This window comes from Streptomyces sp. NPDC059861 (assembly GCF_042731435.1).
Taxonomy (GTDB): Bacteria; Actinomycetota; Actinomycetes; order Streptomycetales; family Streptomycetaceae; genus Streptomyces.
In genome coordinates, this window is the sequence record NZ_JBHWJQ010000025.1 from 1 (window position 1) to 24,925 (window position 24,925).

At 71.6% G+C, this 24,925-nt stretch carries 16 protein-coding genes and 2 pseudogenes; 14 read left to right on the forward strand and 4 right to left on the reverse strand.

Going from position 1 to position 24,925, the window contains the following annotated elements:
• The 4 genes and pseudogenes from ACFV6X_RS21900 to ACFV6X_RS21915 all read left to right on the forward strand — a co-directional run.
• Positions 1-1,668: pseudogene (locus ACFV6X_RS21900) on the forward strand (hypothetical protein); the annotation flags it as partial.
• On the forward strand, positions 1,668-2,051 hold the full coding sequence (locus ACFV6X_RS21905; RefSeq protein ID WP_385385890.1) for a toxin-antitoxin system YwqK family antitoxin: 384 nt from the start codon (positions 1,668-1,670) through the stop codon (positions 2,049-2,051). The pseudogene ACFV6X_RS21900 and the gene ACFV6X_RS21905, both read left to right, overlap by 1 nt.
• Before the next feature lie 55 nt (positions 2,052-2,106).
• Positions 2,107-4,371, forward strand: coding sequence for an ATP-dependent RecD-like DNA helicase (locus tag ACFV6X_RS21910; protein WP_385385892.1), 2,265 nt, complete (start codon positions 2,107-2,109; stop codon positions 4,369-4,371).
• A 241-nt stretch (positions 4,372-4,612) separates the two neighbouring features.
• A complete protein-coding gene (locus ACFV6X_RS21915; protein ID WP_365454148.1) occupies positions 4,613-5,902 on the forward strand; it encodes a citrate synthase in 1,290 nt (429 codons plus the stop codon).
• A 652-nt stretch (positions 5,903-6,554) separates the two neighbouring features.
• On the opposite strand, the gene ACFV6X_RS21920 is transcribed toward ACFV6X_RS21915, so the two are convergent.
• The 3 genes from ACFV6X_RS21920 to ACFV6X_RS21930 form a co-directional block, all read right to left on the reverse strand.
• Entirely contained in the window at positions 6,555-8,810 is a 2,256-nt protein-coding gene (locus tag ACFV6X_RS21920) for a heavy metal translocating P-type ATPase (RefSeq protein ID WP_385385894.1), read from the reverse strand.
• Between the two features lie 91 nt (positions 8,811-8,901).
• Positions 8,902-9,141 carry a heavy-metal-associated domain-containing protein gene (locus ACFV6X_RS21925; RefSeq protein ID WP_385385896.1) on the reverse strand — a complete coding sequence of 80 codons (240 nt, stop codon included), beginning with the start codon at positions 9,139-9,141 and terminating at the stop codon, positions 8,902-8,904.
• 73 nt (positions 9,142-9,214) lie between these two features.
• Complete coding sequence (locus ACFV6X_RS21930; RefSeq protein ID WP_385385898.1) at positions 9,215-10,165, reverse strand: PrsW family intramembrane metalloprotease; 951 nt, start codon at positions 10,163-10,165, stop codon at positions 9,215-9,217.
• 145 nt (positions 10,166-10,310) lie between these two features.
• On the opposite strand from ACFV6X_RS21930, the pseudogene ACFV6X_RS21935 reads away from it, so the two are divergent.
• Positions 10,311-10,534: pseudogene (locus ACFV6X_RS21935) on the forward strand (hypothetical protein); the annotation flags it as partial.
• Between the two features lie 143 nt (positions 10,535-10,677).
• On the opposite strand, the gene ACFV6X_RS21940 reads toward ACFV6X_RS21935, so the two are convergent.
• Positions 10,678-10,878, reverse strand: a complete 201-nt coding sequence (locus ACFV6X_RS21940) for a helix-turn-helix transcriptional regulator (RefSeq protein WP_385385900.1) — start codon at positions 10,876-10,878, stop codon at positions 10,678-10,680.
• 392 nt (positions 10,879-11,270) lie between these two features.
• On the opposite strand from ACFV6X_RS21940, the gene iolC reads away from it, so the two are divergent.
• The 9 genes from iolC (at position 11,271) to ACFV6X_RS21985 (ending at position 24,789) form a co-directional block, all read left to right on the forward strand.
• Entirely contained in the window at positions 11,271-12,263 is a 993-nt protein-coding gene (iolC, locus tag ACFV6X_RS21945) for a 5-dehydro-2-deoxygluconokinase (RefSeq protein WP_385385902.1), read from the forward strand.
• Positions 12,260-13,141 carry a deoxyribose-phosphate aldolase gene (locus tag ACFV6X_RS21950; protein ID WP_385385904.1) on the forward strand — a complete coding sequence of 294 codons (882 nt, stop codon included), beginning with the start codon at positions 12,260-12,262 and terminating at the stop codon, positions 13,139-13,141. Before iolC ends, ACFV6X_RS21950 begins: the two co-directional genes overlap by 4 nt.
• A gap of 7 nt (positions 13,142-13,148) precedes the next feature.
• A complete protein-coding gene (gene iolB / locus ACFV6X_RS21955; protein ID WP_385385906.1) occupies positions 13,149-13,970 on the forward strand; it encodes a 5-deoxy-glucuronate isomerase in 822 nt (273 codons plus the stop codon).
• On the forward strand, positions 13,967-15,844 hold the full coding sequence (iolD, locus tag ACFV6X_RS21960; protein WP_385385908.1) for a 3D-(3,5/4)-trihydroxycyclohexane-1,2-dione acylhydrolase (decyclizing): 1,878 nt from the start codon (positions 13,967-13,969) through the stop codon (positions 15,842-15,844). The genes iolB and iolD overlap by 4 nt, the downstream gene beginning before the upstream one ends.
• Positions 15,845-15,858: 14 nt before the next feature.
• Complete coding sequence (mmsA, locus tag ACFV6X_RS21965; RefSeq protein WP_385385910.1) at positions 15,859-17,361, forward strand: CoA-acylating methylmalonate-semialdehyde dehydrogenase; 1,503 nt, start codon at positions 15,859-15,861, stop codon at positions 17,359-17,361.
• Positions 17,362-17,523: 162 nt separating this feature from the next.
• Complete coding sequence (locus ACFV6X_RS21970; RefSeq protein WP_385385912.1) at positions 17,524-20,175, forward strand: alpha/beta fold hydrolase; 2,652 nt, start codon at positions 17,524-17,526, stop codon at positions 20,173-20,175.
• Positions 20,172-21,050, forward strand: coding sequence for an ABC transporter permease (locus ACFV6X_RS21975; protein ID WP_385385914.1), 879 nt, complete (start codon positions 20,172-20,174; stop codon positions 21,048-21,050). The genes ACFV6X_RS21970 and ACFV6X_RS21975 overlap by 4 nt, the downstream gene beginning before the upstream one ends.
• Before the next feature lie 159 nt (positions 21,051-21,209).
• The gene (locus tag ACFV6X_RS21980; RefSeq protein ID WP_385385916.1) at positions 21,210-22,757 is read left to right on the forward strand and encodes a von Willebrand factor type A domain-containing protein; all 1,548 of its coding nucleotides are present in this window, start codon (positions 21,210-21,212) and stop codon (positions 22,755-22,757) included.
• A 103-nt stretch (positions 22,758-22,860) separates the two neighbouring features.
• Entirely contained in the window at positions 22,861-24,789 is a 1,929-nt protein-coding gene (locus tag ACFV6X_RS21985; RefSeq protein ID WP_385385918.1) for an AMP-dependent synthetase/ligase, read from the forward strand.
• The last annotated feature ends 136 nt before the right edge of the window (positions 24,790-24,925 follow it).

The following is a 24,925-nucleotide window of genomic DNA, read 5'->3' on the forward strand; positions in this document are numbered from 1 at the left end:
ATCGACCCGATGACCTACATCGCCAAGGGCGCGGGCGCGGGCCTGTCGAAGATCGGCGACATCAGCGCGGCGCTGAAGGGCGTCGGCAACATCGAGATTCCCCGGCTCCCGGACAACGCGATCACGCTGCCCGAGGGCTCGATCAGGCTGCCCGAGGGTGCGGTGCGGCTGCCTGAGGGCGCGACGATCCCTCCGGGCGGTGTCAAGATTCCCGAGGGTGGTGCGGTGACCCTGCCCGAGGGCACCGCGCTCCCGGCGGGCGCGGTCGATCTGGGCAACGGCGCGGTGAAGCTGCCCGAGGGGACGGCCGTGCCGCCCGGCGCGGTGGAACTGCCCGAGGGCGCGGTCAAGCTCCCCGACGACGCCCCCGTCCTGCCCGAGGGCACGGTCAAGCTGCCCACCGATGACGGCGCCCCGGCCCGCTACTACGACCCCGAGGGCAACATCCTCGACGAGGGCGGCAACGTCGTCGCGAAGGCCGACGACGGCCCCGGCGACGTCGTCGACCAGCCCGGCATCCCGCGCGACGGCGCGGACCTGCCCCGCGTCGACAGCCCCGTCCGCGAACCCGCCATGGCCGGCGCCGTCCACGCGGCCGACAACGCCGGCCAGCACATCCGCCTCGGCAGCGACGTCGGCGACCTCGGCCGCATCGGCGACAACCTCCCCGGCAGCACCGCCGACAACCTCTCCGGCAGCACAGCCGACAACCTGCCCGGAGGCCGCGCCGACAACCTGCCGACCAACAGCGTCGACAACCTGCCGGGCGGCCACGCCGACGACCTCGGCCGCAATCCGTCCGCAAGCCAGGAACCTCCGTCCGGCACGCGCTCCTCCGCAACGCCGCACGACGGCCCGCCTCCGCCGCACGACGGCCCCACGCCTCCGCATGACAACGCGACGCCACCGAATGGCCACGCCGACGACGGCGTTCGTCACGATCCGGGGCCGGGCAGCCCCGGCGGCGACGGCGTGCCGGCGAACCACGGCGAGCATCAGCCTGAGGTGCCGCGCACTGAGGAGACACCTGAGGGAATCAGGGTCGAGGACGACAACCCACTGCCGCCCCCCGGTGCCGGCGACAAAAACTTCGGCACCCTCCCGGAACACCGGCTCACGGTCGATCCGGAGACCCAGCTGATCACGCACGTCGACGGTCGCCCCGTCGGCGCGTGGTTGGACGACTTGTCACGGGAGCGGGGTGCTGCCTACCGGGAGGCGAAGGAGGCTCAGACCTTCTCGCGTAAGGAGGCCGGTGAGTGCGTGGGTGCGGTGGTCGACCTGCGGACCGGTCAGATCTTCGAGGGGATCAACGGCAGGTCGAACAACGTGATCCCGGTCGATCAGCTTCATCCGACGCTCGCGGATCGGTTCGGGTCCATCGGCGACCCGCCGCCGCACAAGGATCATCCACTGGGCCATGCCGAGGTGAAGGCAGCGAACCAGCTGCTCCGGGAACGCACCAAGCGTGGCCTACCGGACGGCCCGGAGGCGCTCACCGAATTGCGGGCCTCGGTCGAGTTCCCGTTCATGAAGCACAAGGAGACCGGTCTTCCGGGCCGCCCAGCCCCCTTCTGCGCAAACTGCAACCATATGCTCGAAGGCGTGCCGAGCACCCATGGCCGCTACACCGGCTTCCCGCCGAGTGACGAGAATTGGATTCCCTGATGACAGCCGTACAGCGCATTGACATCGACGACCCCGACGTGGACATGGACGACTCGGAGCGGCTGTACCACCGCGGGGAACCGTTCACGGGGGAAGTGACCGAACATCTCGGCGAGAGTCTCGTCAGCCTCGACACCTACGCCGACGGCTACAAGAACGGGCCCTCTCGCGAGTGGTACAAGGACGGCACCCTCCGCTCGGAGGGCACCGTGCGAAACGGGCTGCCCGTCGGCGAGTTCAAGGAGTGGCATGCCAACGGTGTGCTCGCGGCGAAGCAGGTGTTCGCGGAGAACGGGATGACGCTCCTGGAGGACAACACCTGGGACGAGCACGGCCAACCCACCAGAACGTGGCGACAGGGCGGGGAAGGCACGCGTCGATAGGAGGGGAGCGCGGGCAGGCTCCTCCACTGTCACACCCCACCGGTACCGTCAGATCATGTCCAACCAGCCGGCACCGGCACCCGGTGAACGACGACTGGCCGTCCTCGAAGGCGTCCTCGAGCGGATCACGTATGCCAACGAGGAGAACGGCTACACGGTCGCCCGCGTCGACACCGGACGAGGCGGTGGTGACCTCCTCACGGTCGTCGGCGCCCTGCTCGGCGCGCAGGTGGGCGAGTCGCTGCGGATGGAGGGGAGATGGGGCTCCCACGCCCAGTACGGCAAGCAGTTCACCGTGGAGAACTACACGACCGTCCTTCCGGCCACCGTCCAGGGCATCCGCCGCTACCTCGGCTCCGGCCTGGTCAAGGGCATCGGCCCGGTCTTCGCCGACCGCATCACCCAGCACTTCGGCCTGGACACCCTGCAGATCATCGAGGAGGAGCCGAAGCGGCTCATCGAGGTCCCCGGCCTCGGCCCCAAGCGGACGAAGAAGATCGCCGACGCCTGGGAGGAGCAGAAGGCGATCAAGGAGGTCATGCTCTTCCTCCAGACCGTCGAGGTGTCCACCTCCGTCGCCGTGCGCATCTACAAGAAGTACGGCGACGCCTCCATCTCCGTCGTCAAGAACCAGCCGTACCGCCTGGCCGCCGACGTCTGGGGCATCGGCTTCCTCACCGCCGACAAGATCGCCCAGTCCGTCGGCATCCCGCACGACAGCCCGGAGCGCGTCAAGGCCGGTCTGCAGTACGCCCTTTCGCAGTCGGCGGACCAGGGCCACTGCTACCTGCCGGAAGAACGCCTCATCGCCGACGCCGTCAAGCTCCTCCAGGTCGACACCGGGCTCGTCATCGAGTGCCTCGCCGAGCTCGCGGCGCCGCCCGAGGAGGGCGAGGACCCAGGAGTCGTTCGGGAGTCCGTGCCCGGCCCCGACGGCGGTGAGCCCGTCACCGCCGTCTACCTCGTCCCCTTCCACCGCGCCGAGCTCTCCCTGTCCGCCCAGCTCCTGCGGCTCCTGCGCACCGACCAGGACCGCATGCCCGGCTTCCGCGACGTCGCCTGGGACAAGGCACTGACGTGGCTGAAGGGCCGTACCGGCGCCGACCTCGCCCCCGAGCAGGAGGCCGCTGTCAAGCTGGCGCTGACGAAGAGGGTCGCCGTCCTCACCGGCGGTCCCGGCTGCGGCAAGTCCTTCACGGTGCGGTCGATCGTGGAGCTGGCCCGCGCCAAGCAGGCCAAGGTCGTCCTCGCGGCCCCGACCGGCCGTGCCGCCAAGCGGCTCGCCGAGCTCACCGGCGCCGAGGCCTCCACCGTGCACCGGCTGCTGGAACTGAAGCCCGGCGGGGACGCCGCGTACGACAAGGACCGGCCCCTGGACGCCGACCTCGTGGTCGTCGACGAGGCCTCCATGCTGGACCTGCTCCTCGCCAACAAGCTCGTCAAGGCCGTACCGCCCGGCGCGCACCTCCTCTTCGTCGGCGACGTCGACCAGCTCCCCAGCGTCGGTGCGGGCGAGGTGCTGCGGGACCTCCTCGCCGACGGCAGCCCGATCCCCGCCGTGCGGCTCACCCGTGTCTTCCGGCAGGCCCAGCAGTCCGGCGTGGTCACCAACGCCCACCGGATCAACGCCGGGCAGCATCCCGTCACCGACGGCATGAAGGACTTCTTCCTCTTCGTCGAGGACGACACGGAGGCCGCCGGGCGGCTCACCGTGGATGTGGTGGCCCGCCGTATTCCGGCCAGGTTCGGGCTGGACCCCCGCCGGGACGTCCAGGTGCTCGTCCCCATGCACCGGGGGCCCGCGGGCGCCGGCACCCTCAACGGGCTCCTCCAGCAGGCCGTCACTCCGGGGCGCCCCGACGTGCCGGAGAAGCGGTTCGGCGGGCGGGTGTTCCGCGTCGGGGACAAGGTCACCCAGATCAGGAACAATTACGAAAAAGGGGAGAACGGTGTCTTCAACGGCACCGTGGGCGTGGTCACCTCGCTCGACCTGGTCGACCAGCGCCTGACGGTGCTGACGGACGAGGACGAGGAGGTCCCGTACGAATTCGACGAACTGGACGAACTGGCACACGCCTACGCGGTGACGATCCACCGCTCGCAGGGGAGCGAGTACCCGGCGGTGGTCATTCCGGTGACCACGGGCGCCTGGATGATGCTTCAACGCAACCTGCTCTACACGGCGGTCACCCGGGCCAAGCGACTCGTCGTCCTCGTCGGCTCGCGCAAGGCGATCGGCCAGGCGGTGCGCACGGTGTCGGCGGGACGCCGCTGCACGGCCCTCGACTTCAGGCTGGCTCCCCGCGGCCCGGGGGCCTGATTCCGGCACCCTGGAGTCCTGATCCGGTCCGCGGCCGAAAAATGATCGATCAAACGAGTCGCAAAGGTCACAGAGCACTTCCGGAAGCGGAATCGACCGGGCAGGATGGCAGGTTGGCGGCACTGAGTGCCGCCGATAAGCCCAATGGTCGACCCCGAGTGCACTCTCCTGAGCCAAATGGGGGATGGTAGAGACAGTCAGGGCACCTCGAAGATGAGGCACTACGTCGGTGAGGGAAGACGTGAGCGACAACTCTGTAGTACTGCGGTACGACGGCAGCGAGTACACCTACCCGGTGATCGACAGCACCGTCGGGGACAAGGGCTTCGACATCGGAAAGCTCCGGGCCCAGACCGGTCTGGTGACCCTGGACAGCGGTTACGGAAACACGGCCGCCTACAAATCCGCCGTCACCTATCTGGACGGCGAGGCCGGCATCCTCCGGTACCGCGGTTACCCGATCGAGCAGCTGGCCGAGCGCTCCACCTTCCTGGAGGTGGCGTACCTGCTGATCAACGGTGAGCTGCCGACCGTCGACCAGCTCACCGGCTTCAAGGACGAGATCACGCGGCACACCCTGCTGCACGAGGACGTCAAGAACTTCTACAAGGGCTTCCCCCGTGACGCCCACCCGATGGCCATGCTGTCGTCGGTCGTCTCGGCGCTGTCCACGTTCTACCAGGACAGCCACAACCCGTTCGACGAGCGGCAGCGCAACCTCTCCACCATTCGTCTGCTCGCCAAGCTCCCGACGATCGCGGCCTACGCGTACAAGAAGTCGATCGGTCACCCGTTCGTCTACCCGCGCAACGACCTCGGTTACGTCGAGAACTTCCTGCGTATGACCTTCTCGGTGCCGGCCCAGGAGTACGAGCTCGACCCGATCGTGGTCGCCGCGCTGGACAAGCTGCTCATCCTGCACGCGGACCACGAGCAGAACTGTTCGACCTCCACGGTCCGCCTGGTCGGCTCGTCGCAGGCGAACATGTTCGCCTCGATCTCCGCCGGCATCAACGCGCTGTGGGGCCCGCTGCACGGCGGCGCCAACCAGTCGGTGCTGGAGATGCTGGAGGGCATCCGCGACTCCGGCGGCGACGTCGACACCTTCATCCGCAAGGTGAAGAACAAGGAGGACGGCGTCCGCCTGATGGGCTTCGGCCACCGGGTCTACAAGAACTTCGACCCGCGTGCCCAGATCATCAAGGCCGCCGCGCACGATGTGCTGTCCGCGCTCGGCAAGTCCGACGAACTGCTGGACATCGCGTTGAAGCTGGAGGAGCACGCGCTCTCCGACGACTACTTCACCGAGCGCAAGCTCTACCCGAACGTCGACTTCTACACGGGTCTGATCTACCGGGCCATGGGCTTCCCGACCGAGATGTTCACGGTCCTGTTCGCCCTCGGCCGGCTGCCGGGCTGGATCGCCCAGTGGCACGAGATGATCAAGGAGCCGGGTTCCCGTATCGGCCGCCCGCGCCAGATCTACACGGGCGTCGTCGAGCGCGACTTCGTCCCGGTCGAGGAGCGCTGATCCCCCGCGGCCGCCTGACGCACGGCAGGCGGCCGCATCCAGCGGCACCACGGAGCGGCTGGGCACAGCCGTAGGCGGCGGCTGGGTGAAACCGTACGGGCGGCAGGACGAAGCCGTACGCAGCAACAGGGCAAAACAGAAGGCGCCCTGGTGCGTCAGTCCCCCCACGGGCCGACGACCAGGGCGCCTTCCCATGTCCCGGTGCGGATTCCCCCCACGGGATCCGGCCGGGCGTCTGTGAGAAACCAGCGCCTGAATCGCTGTTACTGCGTCGTGCCGTACTGCGGTGGTGCGTCGTGCGGCCCTGCGGTCTGCCGGGACAGCGCACGCTGGGAGGGCCGCTCAAAGCTCCCCGGTGTACGTGTCCCGGCAACGCATCTCTGAGGAAGTCCCCCAAGACATCCCCAGATGCCAGGTGACGCCCCCCAAGACGCCCTCTGACATCGCCAACTTAGACCTTCGAACCCCTTCGATGGTTACGTTCACACCACTGTGATCTGCGTCTCTTGCATATGTCCCATTAGATACGCAAGAGGCCCGGTACGAAGAACCGGGCCCAAGCGTAAGGATGATGCGCGAGCCTTGTGAAGAGCTTATGTGAGGCTCGCGCCGGACTGAAGGGGGATCCTGCCTTTTCAGCGGAACTCGCGGATCAGCGGAACGCCCGCAGCCGCAAACTGTTCGTCACGACGAACACGGAGGACAGCGCCATCGCCGCCCCGGCGATCATCGGGTTCAGCAGACCCGCGGCGGCCAGCGGCAGCGCCGCCACGTTGTAGCCGAACGCCCACACGAGGTTCCCCTTGATCGTGGCGAGGGTCCGGCGGGACAGCCTGATCGCGTCCGCCGCCGCCCGCAGGTCCCCGCGGACGAGGGTGAGGTCGCCCGCCTCGATCGCCGCGTCGGTGCCCGTGCCCATCGCGAGCCCCAGATCGGCGGTGGCGAGCGCGGCCGCGTCGTTGACGCCGTCGCCCACCATGGCGACCGTCCGCCCCTCGGCCTGCAACCGCCGTACGACCTTGACCTTGTCCTCGGGCAGCACCTCGGCGATCACCTGGTCGATGCCGACGGTCTCGGCCACCGTCTCGGCGGCCCGCCGGTTGTCCCCGGTCAGCAGCACCGGCGTGAGCCCGAGCTCACGCAGCTCGCGCACGGCCTGCGCGCTGGTCTCCTTCACGGTGTCCGCGACCGCGAGCACCCCGCGCGCGACCCCGTCCCAGCCGACCACGACGGCCGTACGGCCGCTGCTCTCGGCCTTGTCGCGGGCGCGCGCCAGCTCCTGCGGCAGCTCCTCGAAGAGGCGCCCCACGGCCACCTCGAAGCCCTCGACGTGCCCGCGTACGCCCCGTCCGGGCACGTTCTCGAACCGCGCGGCCGGCGGCAGCTCCCCGACCCGCTCGGCGGCACCGGCGGCCACGGCCCGGGCGACGGGGTGCTCGGAGGCGTGTTCGAGGGCGCCCGCGAGGCGCAGCACCTCCCGCTCGTCGGCGCCTTCGGCGACGTACACCTCCTGGAGGGTCATCCGGCCCGTCGTCACCGTGCCGGTCTTGTCCAGGACCACGGTGTCGACCCGACGGGTGGACTCCAGGACCTCGGGGCCCTTGATCAGGATGCCCATCTGGGCGCCGCGGCCCGTGCCCACCATCAGGGCGGTCGGGGTGGCCAGGCCCAGGGCGCACGGGCAGGCGATGATCAGGACGGCGACGGCCGCGGTGAAGGCGCCGACGCTGTCGCCGGTCGCGCCGAGCCACACGCCGAAGGTGGCGGTCGCGAGCAGCAGCACCACGGGTACGAAGAACCCGGCGACCTGGTCCGCGAGCCGCTGCACCTCCGCCTTGCCGTTCTGGGCCTCCTCGACCAGCCGGGCCATCCGCGCGAGCTGGGTCTCGGAGCCGATCCGGGTCGCCTCGACGACCAGCCTGCCCCCGGCGTTCACGGTCGCGCCGGCCACCGCGTCCCCGGCCGTCACGTCCACCGGCACCGACTCGCCGGTCAGCATCGAGACGTCGACCGCGGAGACGCCCTCCACGACCGTGCCGTCGGTGGCGATCTTCTCGCCGGGGCGTACGACGAACCGGTCGCCGACGGCCAGTTCGGCGACCGGCACGCGCACCTCGCGCCCGTCGCGCAGCACCGCCACGTCCTTCGCGCCGAGCTCCATCAGGGCCCGTAGCGCGGCGCCCGCGCGGCGCTTGGAGCGGGCTTCCAGGTAGCGGCCGAGGAGGATGAAGGCGGTGACTCCGGCGGCCACTTCGAGGTAGATCGCCGAGGCGCCGTCCGTGCGGGAGACGGTGAACTCGAAGGGGTGCCGCATGCCGGGCATGCCCGCGTGCCCGAAGAACAGCGCCCACAGGGACCAGCCGAACGCGGCCAGCGTGCCCACCGAGACGAGCGTGTCCATGGTGGCCGCGGCATGCCGTGCGTTGGTCCACGCGGCCTTGTGGAAGGGCAGGGCTCCCCAGACGACGACGGGCGCGGCGAGGGTGAGGGACAGCCACTGCCAGTTGTCGAACTGGAGGGCCGGGATCATCGCGAGCAGGACGACGGGGGTGGCGAGAAGTACGGAGACGATCAGGCGCTGCCGCAGGGGAGCCAGCACGGGGTCCCGGGGCGCCTCTTCGGGTTCCGGTCGTGGCGGTGCGGGCTCCGCGGCCGTGTAGCCGGTCTTCACGACGGTGGCTATCAGGTCGGCGACCTCGGTTCCGGCCGGGTAGCTGATCCGGGCCTTCTCCGTGGCGTAGTTCACCGTGGCACTGACGCCGTCCATCCGGTTGAGCTTCTTCTCGACGCGGGCCGCGCAGGAGGCGCAGGTCATGCCGCCGATCAGCAGTTCGACCTCGGAGACCGGCGTGGCTATGGAGGTCCCTGGGGCGGTTTCTATGGAGGTCCGTGTGGTGGTGCTGGTCATGTCCGACTCCGACTCCAGACGGCGGACCGGACCGTACGGGACCGGCCCCCGGGGGCGGCTCGCCGGTACGGCCCGGTGCGGGGAAGCGTGCTCAGGCGCGGCCGACCAGCTCGAAGCCGGCCTCGTCGACGGCCGCGCGGACGGCCTCCTCGTCCAGCGCGGCCGCGGAGACGACCGTGACCTCGCCGCTGGCCGCGACGGCCTTCACCGAGCTGACGCCGGGCAACTGGGAGATCTCGCCGGAGACGGCGCCCTCGCAGTGCCCGCAGCTCATCCCGCTCACCTTGTAGACGGCGGTGACGGAACCCGTGGTGTCGGTCTGCGCGGTCATGTCGTACTCCTCGTCGAGGCAGATGGGACGGACGGGGCCCAGAAGGATCCCCGGTACACTTAAGACTATACCCCTAGGGGGTACTTCTCCAGGAGGGGGCGCGGCGGGTCAGTGAGCGCGCCCAGCCGAGGCCGAGCAGCGCCACGGCGACCAGTCCGCCCAGGGAAAGCAGTGTGAAGAGGTGCTGCTGCTCCTCGGTGGGGTGCGCGATGTAGCCCTCCGTGAACAGGTGCCGGCCGGGCTCGCCGCCGGTCAGCCGGACCACCAGCCAGACGGCGATGCCATGGGTGGACTCCCCCAGGGCGTGCAGCAGCGCCACGCCCAGGTATGTCGCGGCGACCGCGCCGGTGAGTCGGAAGCGTCCGTTCGGGTGGCGGCAGGCGAGCAGGACGCCACCGGCGATCGCCGTCCACAGGCCCTGCCCGAAGGGTGCCAGGACCCCGCGCAGGATCTCGGTCTCCAGCAGCGCCCTGAAGCCGAGGCCCGGGGTGGCCACGGCGGCGCGGAACGCGTACCCGGCGCCCTCCATGGCCGCGAAGCCGAGGCCGACGGTCGCGCCCAGCACGAGCCCGGCCCGCAGGCCGCGGATCCCGGGCCGACGGCGCAGGACGAACACCAGCGCGCCCAGCTTCATCGCCTCCTCGGCGAGGCCGAGACCGGCGAACATCCGCGGGGACGGGTACAGCAGCAGGTCCTTCGTCAGAGAGGCGCCCAGCACCCCGAGCGTCCCGCCTGTCAGGAAGCACCCGAGGATCACGCTGACACCCAGGTCATGGCCGTGCCGCTCGTACGCCCAGAGCACGAAGGCGACGGGCGTCAGGAAACAGCCGAGCAGGATCAGGGTGGGCAGCAGGGCGGCGTCGCCGGTCGCGTGGACGACGATCGCGGTCAGCGCCCAGAGCGCCAGTCCGCTCCACAGGCAGCGCCGCCACAGGCCCGCACGGACCCGGGGGTACGACGGCGGAGGTTGCTGCGGACTCGGAATCCGGGCGCGGGGCGCGCCGGGCGGCGGGAACTGGGTCACGGCGGTCCCTCGTACTCCTGTGCTGCTGCTCCCGATGGAGCGAGTTGTCCGAACCGTATGCGTGTGCGGCGTATGCCGCATTCCGGCCGAGAGGAGTGAAGGGCGCTCAGGGGGTGGCGCCGGAGGCGGGTGCTCCGGCGCTCAGGGGCTCCAGGTGGCGAAGGCCGTCGTGATGGTCGCGATGGTCGTCCGCGGCCTGATGGTCCCGGCCGTCAGCGCCTGACGGCCCGCGCCACCTGGTGGGCCCCGGGTCCCCTACGCCGACTGCACGCACGGTTCGGCGTCAGCGAGGGGGAATCGGCCCCGGCGCCGGAGAGGGGTGACGCGAACGAGGAGACGCAGCGCCCGCGCGACAAGGTGACGGCCGGGGGTCGGCGTTCCGCGAGGAGCGGGGCCGAGCCCTGGACGCGGGGTGTGCCCTGGGCCTGGACGTGGGGTACGGCCAGACTGTGCCCCACGTGGACGTGGGGCACCACGGATATTCCGCCGGAGGGACAGCTCACCGTAGGCCGTCACTCCGCCCGTCGGCCGCGATTGCCGGGCCGGGAGGCGACCCAGGCGCGGACGGTGTCGGCGTACCAGTAGGGCTTGCCGCTCTCCACATGGTCGGGCGGGGGCAGCAGCCCGTGCTTGCGGTAGGACCGCACGGTGTCCGGCTGCACCTTGATGTGGGCCGCGATCTCTTTGTACGACCAGAGCCTTCGGTCGGTCATGAGTGCACCTCCCTGCGCGCGCCACGGCGGCGGCCGTGGACCGGCCGTCCGGGGGAGCCGGGCGCTGCGCTGGCGAACAATCACCAAGCCTGTGCCCGCCCAACGACGGAGAGTGACGACACGACAGCGGCTGTGTGCCGGGTGTGACACGCAGCCCGCGTACACCGGACATGTGTGACAAGGGAGTGGCGTTTGTGACAGAGGTGAAGCAAAAGAGCGCGCTGGGGCGCCGGGCGGGGCGCGTTGACATGGGGGCGCCGCCGGGTCACCGTTGCCGCGAAACGGCTACTGGTCCGAATGTCCGGACAAACTATTGACAGGCCTCCCGCGCGGAGACTAGAAACCGGAGAGAGCCGCCGACGCAGGCGCGACGGGAACGCGAAGGGATCTCGATGGCGTACGACCTGATCACCATGGGGCGGATCGGCGTGGACCTCTACCCGCTGCAGACCGGCGTCCCCCTCCCACAGGTGACGTCCTTCGGAAAGTTCCTCGGCGGATCCGCGACCAACGTCGCCGTGGCCGCCGCCCGCCTCGGCCGGCGCACCGCGGTGATCACCCGGACCGGCGACGACCCGTTCGGTACCTATCTGCACGAGGCGCTGCGCGGCTTCGGTGTCGACGACCGCTGGGTCACGCCGGTGCCCGGGCTGCCGACCCCGGTCACCTTCTGCGAGGTCTTCCCGCCGGACGACTTCCCGCTCTACTTCTACCGGCAGCCCAAGGCCCCGGACCTGGAGATCGACGCCCACGAGCTCGACCTCGACGCCATTTACGCGGCGGGCATCTTCTGGATGACCGGCACCGGCCTGAGCGAGGAGCCCAGCCGTACGGCGACGCTCGCCGCCCTCGCCCATCGCGACAGGTCCGGCACCACGGTCTTCGACCTCGACTGGCGCCCCATGTTCTGGCGGGACCCGGACGCGGCCCGCCCCTTCTACACCGAGGCGCTGAAGCACACCACCGTCGCCGTCGGCAATCTCGACGAGGTGGAGGTCGCCACCGGCGTCCGCGAACCGCACGCGGCAGCCGCGGCACTCCTCGACGCGGGAGTCTCCGTAGCCGTCGTCAAGCAGGGCCCCAAGGGCGTCCTCGCCGTCAGCCGCGCGGGCGAGTCGGTCGAGGTCCCGCCGCTGCCGGTCGACGTCCTCAACGGCCTCGGCGCCGGCGACGCCTTCGGCGGCTCGCTCTGTCACGGCCTGCTGGCCGGCTGGGACCTGGAGAAGACCATGCGGCACGCCAACGCCGCGGGCGCCATCGTCGCCTCCCGCCTGGAGTGCTCCTCCGCCATGCCGACCCAGGCCGAGGTGGCGGCGGCCCTCAGCGCGGGCGCCGTACGCGCCGGCACCCCGGCCCCCGCCCACTCCACGGGAGCCCCCCAGTGACCGTCGACATCGCGGACCTCGTCCGCACCCGCACCCACCACCCCGAGGCGATCGCCGAGGCCGCCGCCCGCCGCGTCCGCCGGCCGCTGATCGACGCCGACGGCCGCCTCATGATCGTCGCCGCCGACCACCCGGCCCGTGGCGCGCTCGGTGTCGGCGACCGCAAGATGGCCATGGCCAACCGCGGCGACCTGCTCGAACGCCTCTGTCTCGCGCTCGGCCGCACCGGCGTCGACGGTGTCCTCGCCACCGCCGACATCCTCGACGACCTGCTGCTGCTCGGCGCCCTCGACGGCAAGGTCGTCATGGGCTCGATGAACCGCGGCGGACTCCAGGGCGCCCGCTTCGAGCTGGACGACCGCTTCACCGGCCACCGCCCCGAGGACATCCAGCGCCTGGGGTTCGACGCAGGCAAGCTGCTGCTGCGCATCGACTACGAGGACCCGGGCTCCCTGACCACCCTGGAGTCCACCGCCCGCGCGATCGACGAGATGGCGGCACGCCGGCTCCCCGTCTTCGTCGAGCCGTTCATCAGCCGCCGGGACACCGGCGGGCGGCTGCGCAACGACCTGTCCGCCGACGCCGTCACCCGGTCCATCGCCATCGCCTCGGGGCTGGGCGGCAGTTCGGCGTACACCTGGCTGAAGGTCCCGGTCACGGAGAACCCCGACGACATGGCCAGGGTCATGGCGACCTCGACCCTGCCCGCCGTGCTGCTCGGCGGCGACGTCGGTGACGACCAGGACGGCGCGTACGAGAAGTGGCGCGGCGCTCTCCAGCTCCCCACCGTCCGGGGGCTGGTGGTCGGCCGGTCGCTGCTGTACCCGGCGGACGGCGATGTGGCCGCCGCCGTGGACACCGCCGTAGGACTGCTGTGAGGGCCGCATGAGCAACGAGTTGTACGTCCCGAAGGGTGCCACCGCCGACGCGTACTACGCGCTCGACATCGACCCGAAGCTGGCCGGCTGGACCCACAGCAGCCTGCGGATCGTCGAGCTGGAGGCGGGCGCCACGCACACCTTCACCACCGGGGACAGCGAGTGGATCGTGCTGCCCCTGCAAGGTGGTTGTACTGTGCAAGTGGTTGACGCGGTGTTCCAACTGCTGGGCCGGGAGAGCGTCTTCGCCGGAGTCTCGGACTTCGCGTACGTCCCCCGTGACACCCAGGCACAGATCACCTCCGGCGCGGGAGGCCGCTTCGCCCTGGCAGGAGCGAAGTGCGAGCGACGACTCCCCGCTCGCTACGGCCCCGCGCCGGAGGTCCCCGTCGAGGAACGCGGCAGCGGCAACTGCGCCCGCCGGGTGCGCAACTTCGCCTCCGCGGACGCCTTCACGTGCGACAAGCTCATCGCCGTGGAGGTGATCACCCCCGGCGGCAACTGGTCCTCGTACCCGCCGCACAAGCACGACGAGCACCGGCCGGGCGAGGAGTCCGAGCTGGAGGAGATCTACTACTTCGAGATCGACGGCCCAGGCGGCCTCGGCTACCAGCGGGTGTTCCCCTCCCGTGAGGGCGGCGCCGACCTGCTCGCCGAGGTCCGCACCGGCGACGCCGTCCTCGTCCCCGACGGCTGGCACGGGCCGTCCATCGCCCAGCCCGGCCACGACATGTACTACCTGAACGTCATGGCGGGACCCGGCCGGACCAGGGAGTGGCGGATCTGCTTCCACCCGGACCACGTCGACAGCACAGGGGGTTACCGATGACCACCAGGCTCACGGTCGCACAGGCGCTCGTACGCTTCCTCTCCGTCCAGTACACCGAGCGGGACGGCGTCCGGCAGCGGCTCATCGGCGCCACCTGGGGCATCTTCGGCCACGGCAACGTCGCCGGACTGGGCCAGGCGCTGGTCGAGTACGCGGACGACATGCCGTACCTCCAGGGCCGCAACGAGCAGGCCATGGTGCACGCGGCGGTCGGCTACGCCCGTCAGTCGAACCGCCTGTCCACGCACGCGGTGACGACCTCCATCGGCCCGGGCGCGACGAACCTGGTCACGGGCGCCGCCCTCGCGACCGTCAACCATCTCCCGGTGCTGCTGCTGCCGGGCGACATCTTCGCCACCCGCCCCGCAGACCCGGTCCTGCAGCAGCTCGAAGTGCCGTACGCCGGCGATGTGTCGGTCAACGACAGCCTGCGCCCGGTGTCGAGGTACTTCGACCGCGTCACCCGCCCGGAGGCGCTGATCCCGGCGGCGCTCCAGGCCATGCGCGTACTGACCGACCCGGTGGAGACGGGCGCGGTCACGCTCGCGCTCCCGCAGGACGTCCAGGCCGAGGCGTACGACTGGCCGGAGGAGTTCTTCGCCGAGCGCACCTGGGTGGTCCGCCGGCCGGGCGCCGATCCGACCGAGCTCGCCGAGGCCGTGACCACGATCAGGGCCGCCCGGCGGCCACTGCTGATCGCCGGCGGCGGAGTCCACCACAGCCGCGCCGAGAGCGTCCTCGCCGAGTTCGCCGAGGCCACCGGCATCCCGGTCGCCTCCACCCAGGCCGGCAAGGGCTCCCTGCCGTACGACCATCCGCAGGACGTCGGCGGCATCGGCCACACCGGCACCGCCACCGCCGACGAACTGGCCCGCACGGCCGACCTGGTGATCGGCGTGGGCACCCGCTACACCGACTTCACCACCGCGTCCGGAACGCTCTTCGCCGACCCCGGCGTCCGTTTCCTCAACCTCAACATCGCCGCCTACGACGGCCACAAGCTCGCCGGATCGCCCCTGATCGCGGACGCGCGCAGCGGCCTGGCGGAGCTGACCGAGGCGCTCGCGCTGCACGGCCACCGGGTCCCGGAGGCGTACGTCACGAAGTACACGCGGGACAAGACGGGCTGGGAGCGGCGCGTCGACGCCGCCTACGAGGCCGCCGAGCCCACCGCACGGCCGACGCAGACACAGGTGCTCGGCGCGCTGGACGCACTGGTGGACGCGTCGGACGTGATCATCAACGCCGCCGGGTCGATGCCCGGTGACCTGCACAAACTGTGGCGGGCCCGGTCCTTCGACCAGTACCACCTGGAGTACGGCTACTCCTGCATGGGCTACGAGATCCCGGCCGCGATCGGCGTGAAGCTGGCCGCCCCCGACCGGCCGGTGTGGGCCCTGGTCGGTGACGGCACCTACCTGATGATGCCGACGGAGATCGTGACCGCCGTGCAGGAGGGCATCGCGATCAAGATGCTGCTCGTGCAGAACCACGGGTACGCGTCCATCGGGGGCCTGTCCGAGGCGACCGGCGCGGAGCGCTTCGGAACCGCCTACCGCTACCGCGAGGGCGACGGCACGTTCTCCGGCGCCCCGCTCCCCGTGGACCTGGCCGCCAACGTCGAGAGCCTCGGCATGCGGGTGCTGCGCGCCCGGACCGTCGACGACCTGCGCTCGGCGCTCGCCGAGGCGCGGGCCGCGGACACTCCCACATGTGTCTACGTCGAGACCGAAACGGCAGACACAGTGTCGGGCGCGCCCGAGGCGCAGGCCTGGTGGGATGTACCCGTGGCCGAGACCGCGACCCGATCGTCCGCGGTCAAGGCCCGTGAGCTGTACGAACGGCACGTCTCGACCCGACGCCGCCATCTGTGAAGGAGTAACCGGTCATGACGAAGATCGTCAACCACTGGATCGGCGGCAAGTCCGCCGAAGGCGCGTCGGGCACGTTCGGGCCGGTCACGGACCCGGCGACCGGCGCGGTCACCACGAAGGTCGCGTTCGCCTCGGTCGACGAGGTGGACGCGGCGGTCGCCTCCGCGAAGGAGGCCTTCCTGACCTGGGGCCAGTCCTCACTGGCCCAGCGCACCACGATCCTGTTCCGCTTCCGCGCCCTGCTGGACGCGCACCGCGACGAGATCGCCGAGCTGATCACCGCCGAGCACGGCAAGGTGCACTCCGACGCCCTCGGCGAGGTGGCGCGCGGCCTGGAGATCGTCGACCTGGCCTGCGGCATCAACGTGCAGCTGAAGGGTGAGCTGTCGACGCAGGTGGCGAGCCGGGTCGACGTGGCCTCGCTGCGCCAGCCGCTCGGTGTCGTCGCGGGCATCACGCCGTTCAACTTCCCGGCGATGGTGCCGATGTGGATGTTCCCGCTCGCCATCGCGTGCGGCAACACCTTCGTGCTGAAGCCCTCCGAGAAGGACCCGTCGGCCTCCGTCCGGCTGGCCGAGCTGCTGACCGAGGCGGGCCTGCCGGACGGCGTCCTCAACGTCGTGCACGGCGACAAGGTGGCCGTCGACCGGCTCCTGGAGCACCCCGACGTCAAGGCGGTGTCCTTCGTCGGTTCCACCCCGATCGCCCGCTACATCCACACCACGGCGTCCGCGAACGGCAAGCGCGTCCAGGCCCTCGGCGGCGCCAAGAACCACATGCTGGTCCTGCCGGACGCCGACCTGGACGCGGCGGCCGACGCGGCGGTCTCGGCGGCGTACGGCTCCGCGGGCGAGCGCTGCATGGCCATCTCGGCCGTGGTGGCGGTCGGCTCCGTCGGCGACGAACTGGTGGACAAGATCCGCGAGCGCGCCGAGAAGATCAAGATCGGCCCCGGCAACGACCCGACGTCCGAGATGGGCCCGCTGATCACCAAGGTCCACCGCGACAAGGTGGCCTCCTACGTCGAGGGCGCCGCCGCCGAGGGCTGCGAGGTCGTGCTCGACGGCAGCGGCTACACCGTCGACGGCTTCGAGGACGGCCACTGGATCGGCATCTCCCTGCTCGACAAGGTGCCGACGTCGGCGAAGGCCTACCAGGACGAGATCTTCGGCCCGGTGCTGTGCGTGCTGCGCGCGGAGACGTACGAGGAGGGCATCGCCCTCATCAACGCCTCCCCGTTCGGCAACGGCACCGCGATCTTCACCCGGGACGGCGGCGCCGCCCGCCGCTTCCAGCTGGAGGTCGAGGCCGGCATGGTCGGCGTGAACGTCCCGATCCCGGTCCCCGTCGGCTACCACTCCTTCGGTGGCTGGAAGGACTCCCTCTTCGGCGACCACCACATCTACGGCAACGACGGCACGCACTTCTACACCCGCGGCAAGGTCGTCACCACCCGCTGGCCCGACCCGGCGGACGGCCCGGCGGGCGTGGACCTGGGCTTCCCGCGCAACCACTGACCCGCGCCGGGCTCCCGCGCCGGACCGGAACCGGGACCGCGCCCGTGGACCCACGTACCACGGGCGCGGTATGCGACGGCGGCGCCGTACTCCCCTGGGAGGGCACCGGGTTCAGACCGTGAGCTGTCAGTGGGCGGCAGGTTCGCCGCGTACCGTTGACGCATGGATCTTCGCTCGCCCGGACTGCGCGGGCTGTTGCGGCGGCCACGACGGCTGGTGGCCGCCGCGGCCGCCGTCGTCGTGCTCGCCGGTGCCGGTACCTGGACGGCCGTCGCCGACGACGACGCGCCCGCGGTACGCCGCGCCGACCGGGTGCTGCCCGGTGCCGGCGGGGTGCGCATCGACACCTCGTACTTCACCACCGCGTCCACCGGCCGCCGCCCCGCGGTGCTGCTGGGGCACGGCTTCGGCGGCAGCAAGGACGACGTACGGCAGCAGGCGCAGGAGCTGGCGCGCGACGGCTACGCGGTGCTGACCTGGTCGGCACGCGGCTTCGGCGGGTCCACGGGCAGGATCGGGCTGAACGACCCCGAGGGCGAGGTCGCCGACGTGTCGAAGCTGCTCGACTGGCTGGCCGGGCAGCCGCAGGTCGCGCTCGACAAGTCCGGCGACCCCCGCGTCGGCATGGCGGGCGGCTCCTACGGCGGCGCGATCGCGCTGCTGACCGCGGGGTACGACGACCGCGTGGACGCCATCGCCCCGGCGATCACCTACTGGAACCTGGCCGACGCCCTCTTCCCGAACGACGTCTTCAAGAAGCTGTGGGCGGGCGTCTTCGTCAACTCCGGTGGCGGCTGCGCCAAGTTCGAGCCGCGGCTGTGCGAGATGTACGAGCGGGTCGCCGAGTCCGGCACCCCCGACACCGAGGCACGCGAACTGCTCGAAGAGCGCTCGCCGTCGGCCGTCGGCGACCGCATCGACGTACCCACCCTGCTGATACAGGGCCAGTCGGACTCCCTGTTCCTGCTCGACCAGGCCGACGCGGCCGCACAGGCCGTCCGGGCGGGCGGCGCCCCCGTGGACGTCGACTGGATCGCCGGCGGCCACGACGGCGGCGACCTGGAGACGACCCGGGTCCAGCAGCGCGTCACGCGGTGGTTCGACCGCTACCTCAAGGACGACGAGGGTGCCGCCACCGGCCCCGCCTTCCGCGTCACCCGCACCGGAGGCGTCGACTCCACCGACGGCGAGGCCCTGCTGCGGGGCGCGAGCGCCGACACGTATCCCGGCCTGGGGAGCGGACGGCGTGCGGTGGTCCTCACCGGACACGAGCAGAGCTTCGACAACCCGCCCGGCGCCGGACCGCCCGCCGTCTCCGCCCTGCCCGGCCTCGGCGCCGGCGGCGGCCTCGCCCAGCTCTCCGCGCTCGGAGTCGGCATCTCGCTCGACTTCCCGGGCCAGCACGCGCGGTTCGAGTCGGCGCCGCTGACCGAGGACCTGCGCATCACCGGATCACCGACGGCCACCGTCCACGTGAAGTCCAGCAGCGAGGACGCCGTCCTCTTCGCCAAGGTCTACGACGTCGGCCCCGACGGCCGTCAGCAGGTGCTGCCCTCCCAGCTGGTCACGCCCGTCCGCGTGACGGACGCCAAGGCCGGCAAGGACGTGACGCTCACCCTCCCCGCCGTCGACCACGAGGCCGGCAAGGGCCACCGGCTGCGCCTGGTCCTCGCCTCGACCGACCTGGCGTACGCCTCCCCGGCGGCCCCGGCGACCTACACCGTCTCCCTCAAGGGCGCCCTGTCGGTACCGACGGCTCCCGAGGTGACGGCGGCCGCCACGCCGCTGCCCGCCTGGGTGTGGTGGCTGCCGCTGACCGGTGCCGTGGTCGCCCTGGCGCTGCTGCTCTCCGCCCGCCGCCGCACTGTGACGCCGGCCCCCGACCCCGCGCTGTCCGACGTGCCGCTCCTGATCAGTGACCTGAGCAAGCGGTACGCCAGTTCGGCGGAGCGGTACGCGGTCAAGGACCTCTCCTTCCGGGTGGACAAGGGCCAGGTCCTGGGTCTGCTCGGCCCCAACGGCGCGGGCAAGACCACCACCCTGCGCATGCTGATGGGCCTGATCAGGCCGGACGGCGGCGACATCCGCGTCTTCGGCCACGCCATCCGCCCCGGCGCACCCGTGCTGTCGCGGGTCGGCGCCTTCGTGGAGGGCGCGGGCTTCCTGCCGCATCTGTCCGGCCGGGAGAACCTGGAGCTGTACTGGCGGGCGACCGGCCGCCCCGCCGAGGACGCCCACCTCGACGAGGCGCTGGAGATCGCCGGTCTCGGCGACGCGCTGGCCCGCGCGGTGCGCACGTACTCGCAGGGCATGCGCCAGCGCCTGGCCATCGCGCAGGCCATGCTCGGCCTGCCGGACCTGCTCATCCTCGACGAACCGACCAACGGCCTCGACCCGCCGCAGATCCGCGAGATGCGCGAGGTGATGATCCGGTACGCGGCCGCCGGCCGCACGGTGATCGTCTCCAGCCACCTCCTGTCGGAGGTCGAGCAGTCCTGCACGCATCTCGTGGTGATGGACCGGGGCCGGCTCGTGCAGGCGGGGCCGGTGGGCGAGATCGTCGGCTCCGGCGACACCCTCCTCGTCGGCACGGGCACGCCCGTCGACGAACCGGTCGCCGAGAAGATCGCCGCCCTGCCGGGCGTCGCCTCGGCCGTCGTCACCGGCGACGGGCTGCTGGTCCGGCTGGACGCCGGCGGCAGCGCCTCGCGGCTGGTCGCCGAGCTGGTCCGGCTGGAGGTGCCGGTCGCCTCGGTCGGCCCGCACCGCCGCCTGGAGGACGCGTTCCTCACCCTGATCGGAGGTTCCGCATGAGCGGCAGCACCCTGGCCGACCGCACGGACGCCAAGGAGACCGCGTCCGGCTACCGGGCGGGCCGCACCCTGCCCCTGCGGGTGGAGCTGGTCCGCCAGCTCAAGCGGCGCCGCACGCTGGTCATGTTCGGCATCCTCGCCGTCCTGCCCTTCGTCCTGGTCGTCGCCTTCGCGATCGGCGGTGAGCCGGACGGTGGCGGCGACCGGATCACGCTGATGGACACGGCCACCGCGTCGGCGGCCAACTTCGCCGCGGTGAACCTGTTCGTGTCGGCGGGCTTCCTGCTGGTCATCCCGGTCGCCCTGTTCTGCGGCGACACGGTCGCCTCGGAGGCCGGGTGGTCCTCGCTGCGCTATCTGCTCGCCGCTCCCGTGCCCCGGGCCCGGCTGCTGTGGTCCAAGCTCGTCGTCGGGCTCGGCCTGAGCCTGGCCGCCATGCTGCTGCTGCCGGTCGTCGCGCTGGCCGTCGGCGTCGCCGCCTACGGCTGGGGCCCACTGCAGATACCCACCGGCGGCGCGCTCGACGCGGGCACGGCGGCGCAGCGGCTGCTGGTGGTGGTGGCGTACATCTTCGTGTCCCAACTGGTCACCGCCGGGCTGGCGTTCTGGCTGTCCACCCGGACGGACGCGCCGCTCGGCGCGGTCGGCGGCGCGGTCGGCCTGACGATCGTCGGCAACGTCCTCGACGCGGTCACCGCCCTCGGCGACTGGCGCCATTACCTGCCCGCGCACTGGCAGTTCGCCTGGGCGGACGCCGTACAGCCCGAACCGCAGTGGTCCGGCATGATCCAGGGCACCGCGATCTCCGTGACCTACGCACTCGTGCTGTTCGCCCTGGCCTTCCGCGGTTTCGCCCGCAAGGACGTCGTCTCCTAGGTCTCCGGAAGATCTCCCACCGGTCTCGGCGGGCCCGCTCCGTGGCCTCTTCGAGACGCAAGCGCAACGCTTTGTCACGCACGTTCCGGCCCCCTGTGCCGTCACAGTCACTGACGTCGAGGTTCGACGGGCGGTCGACGGACACAGGGGGCACGCGAGATGAAGCGATATCGGATACGGCGGCTCAGCGGGGCGCTGCTCGCGCTCACCACGGCGGGCGGTCTGCTGCTCACCGGCTGCGGCGCGGGGGACTCCGGCGACGCGAGCCGGGCCGACCGGGCGGAGAAGGCCGACGGCTTCCCTGCCCCGGCCCCGCCCGCCCCGGACTCCGGCGAGGTGAGCGGGGAGCAGCACGAGGACGGCACGGACCGCGAGTTCGCGCCGGAACCCGACTACCTCTCCACCTTCGCCCTCGACGTGGACACGGCCTCGTACGGCTACGCCCGCCGCACCCTCGCCGAAGGCGCCCGGCCGCACCCGTCGACGATCCGCCCGGAGGAGTTCGTCAACAGCTTCCGCCAGGACTACGAACGCCCCGACGGCAACGGTTTCTCGGTGACGGTCGACGGCGCTCGCACCAGCGCCGAGGACTGGTCCCTGGTCCGCGTCGGCCTCGCCACCCGCCCGGCCGAGGACGAGGGCGAACGCCCGCCCGCCGCCCTCACGTTCGTCCTCGACGTCTCCGGCTCGATGTCCGAGCCCGGCCGGCTGGACCTCGCCAAGGAGTCCCTCGCCGTGATGACCGACCGGCTGCGCGACGACGACTCGGTCGCGCTGGTCACCTTCAGCGACGAGGCCGAGACGGTACTGCCGATGACCCGGCTCGGCGGCAACCGCGGCAGGATCCACGGCGCCGTCTCGGGCCTGGAGGTCCAGCAGTCCACCAACCTCGGCGCGGGCGTCGAGACCGGGTACGCGACGGCCGTGGAGGGCCTGCGCGAGGGCGCCACCAACCGGGTCGTCCTCGTCTCCGACGCCCTCGCCAACACCGGCGACACGGACGCCGACACGATCCTGGAGAGGATCGACGGGGCCCGCCGCGAGCACGGCGTCACCCTCTTCGGCGTGGGCGTCGGCAGCGAGTACGGCGACGAGTTGATGGAACGCCTCGCCGACCGGGGCGACGGCCACACGACGTACGTCTCGACCGCCGAGGAGGCCCGCGAGGTGTTCTGCGAGGAACTCCCGCGCCACGTCGACCTCACCGCCCGCGACGCCAAGGCGCAGGTCGCCTTCGACCCGCAGACGGTCTCCCGGTTCCGTCTGATCGGCTACGAGAACCGCGAGGTCGCCGACGAGGACTTCCGCGACGACCGCGTCGACGGCGGCGAGGTCGGCCCCGGCCACACGGTCACCGCCCTGTACGCGGTCCGCACCAGGCCCGGCGCCGACGGCCACCTCGCCACGGCCACCGTCCGCTGGCTCGACCCCGCCACCCGGGCCCCGCACGAGGAGTCGGGCCGGGTGGAGACGACGGCCCTCGACGACTCGGTGCGCGGCGCGTCCGCCCGCTTCCAGGTCACGGTGGTGGCCGCCTACTTCGCCGACGCCCTGCGCCGCGAGGACACCCGCCACACCCCGCTGCCCGGTGCGCCGGGCATGCGCGAACTCGCCGAGCACGCCGACGAGCTGGCGCGGCGGACGGAGGACGAGGAGGTACGGCAACTGGCGACCGCCATCGACCAGGCCCAGGGCATCACGTACTGACGCCCGGTGTCCGGCGGGTTCACGCGCGACCCATTGACCTTTCCTTACTTCCGGGTAAGTTGACCTTGCGTCACCACCGTGCACCGGCAACGCGGGAGCCGCCATGGGCGTACGCAAGGATCTGAAACGGGCCAGGCAGCGCACCGACCTGTCGGCCCGCGCCGAGGTCGAGCTGATCAGGGACGAGACCGGCACGGTGCGGGAGGTACACGTCCCGCCGATGGCCGAGCCTCCCACCACCGGCAGCATCGCCGACATCCCGTACACCAACGCCGCCGAGGACCCCGGCGCCGTGGTGCTGCGGCGCAGGACGGCCGACGGCACCTGGGTGCCGGTCACCGCAGCCGCCTTCGCCCAGGAGGTCACCGCCGTCGCCAAGGGCCTGATCGCCGCCGGCCTCGAACCCGGCGGCCGGGTCGCCGTGATGTCCCGCACGCGCTACGAGTGGACGCTCCTGGACTTCGCCGTCTGGGCGGCAGGTGGCAGCACCGTCCCGATCTACCCCACCTCGGCCGCGCCGCAGGTGGAGTGGATCGTCCGCGACTCGGGCGCCCTGCACGTCGTCACCGAGACCGCCGAGAACGCCGCCACCGTCACCACCGGCACGGCCGGTCACCCCCACCCGCCCCGCGTCCGGCAGCTCGACGCCGACGCACTCACCGACCTCGTCCTCCTCGGCGAGAACGTCCCCGACGAGGAGGTCACCAAGCGCCGCACCGCCCTGACCCCCGGCACGGTCGCGACGATCTGCTACACCTCCGGCACCACCGGCCGCCCCAAGGGCTGCGTCCTCACCCACGCCAACCTGCACGCGGAGGCCGCGAACACCGTCGAGCTGCTCCACCCGGTCTTCAAGGCGGTCACCCGCCAGACCGCCTCGACGCTCCTCTTCCTCCCGCTCGCCCACATACTCGGCCGCACCCTCCAGATCGCGTGCCTGCTGGCCCGGATCGAGGTCGGCCACTGCCCGAGCGTGAAACCGGACGAACTCCGCCCGATGCTCCAGGAGTTCCGTCCCACCTTCCTGGTCGGCGTGCCCTACCTGTTCGAGAAGATCCACGACACCGGCCGCGCCACCGCCGAGAAGATCGGCCGCGGCGCCTCCTTCGACCGCGCGGACCGGATCGCCGTCCGCTTCGCCGAGGCGTACCTGAGGAAGTTCCTCGGCACCGGCAAGGGCCCCGGTCCGGGCCTCTACGCCGCCTGGGCGCTGTACGACCTGCTGGTCTACCGCCGTATCCGCAAGGAGCTCGGCGGCCGGCTGCGCTACGCCATCAGCGGCGGCTCCCCGCTCGACCGCAACCTCAACCTGTTCTTCCACGCCGCCGGAATCGTCGTCTACGAGGGCTACGGCCTGACCGAGACCACCGCCGCGGCCACCATCGTCCCGCCGCTGACACCCCGGCCCGGCACGGTCGGCCCCCCCGTCCCCGGCACCGGCGTCCGGATCGCCGCCGACGGCGAGGTGCTGATCAGGGGCGGCATCGTCTTCGACGCCTACTGGAACAACCCGGAGGCCACCGACGCGGTCCTGGCCGGCGGCTGGTTCGCCACCGGTGACCTCGGCTCCCTCGACCAGGACGGCTATCTCACCATCACCGGCCGCAAGAAGGACATCCTCGTCACCTCCGGCGGCAAGAACGTCTCCCCGTCGATCCTGGAGGACCGCCTGCGCAGCCGCTCACCGATCGGCCAGTGCCTGGTCGTCGGCGACAACCGGCCCTGCGTCGGCGCCCTGATCACCCTCGACCCCGAGGCCGTCGCCCACTGGCTGGCCGTCCACAACCTGCCCCCGGACACCCCCATGTCCGCCGTCCGCCAGGACCCGCGCCTTCGCGCCGCCGTCCAGAAGGCCGTCGACTACGCCAACGAGGCCGTCTCCCGCGCCGAGTCGATCCGGGCCTTCAGCCTCGTCGAGGGCGAGTTCACCGAGGAGAACGGCATGCTGACCCCGTCCCTGAAGGTCAAACGGCACGCGGTGACGACGGCGTACGCGAAGGAGATCGAGGAGCTGTACGCGTCCGGCGGCTGACCCCGACGGCACATGGGGTGCGGGCACGAAAGAGGGGCGGGGCCCCCCGATTGGAGGCGGCCCGCCCCCGCCGGACGAACGCCCACGGCCGTGGGCGCCCCGACCCACCCCACCCCCACCCGCTGCGCCCCCGCCC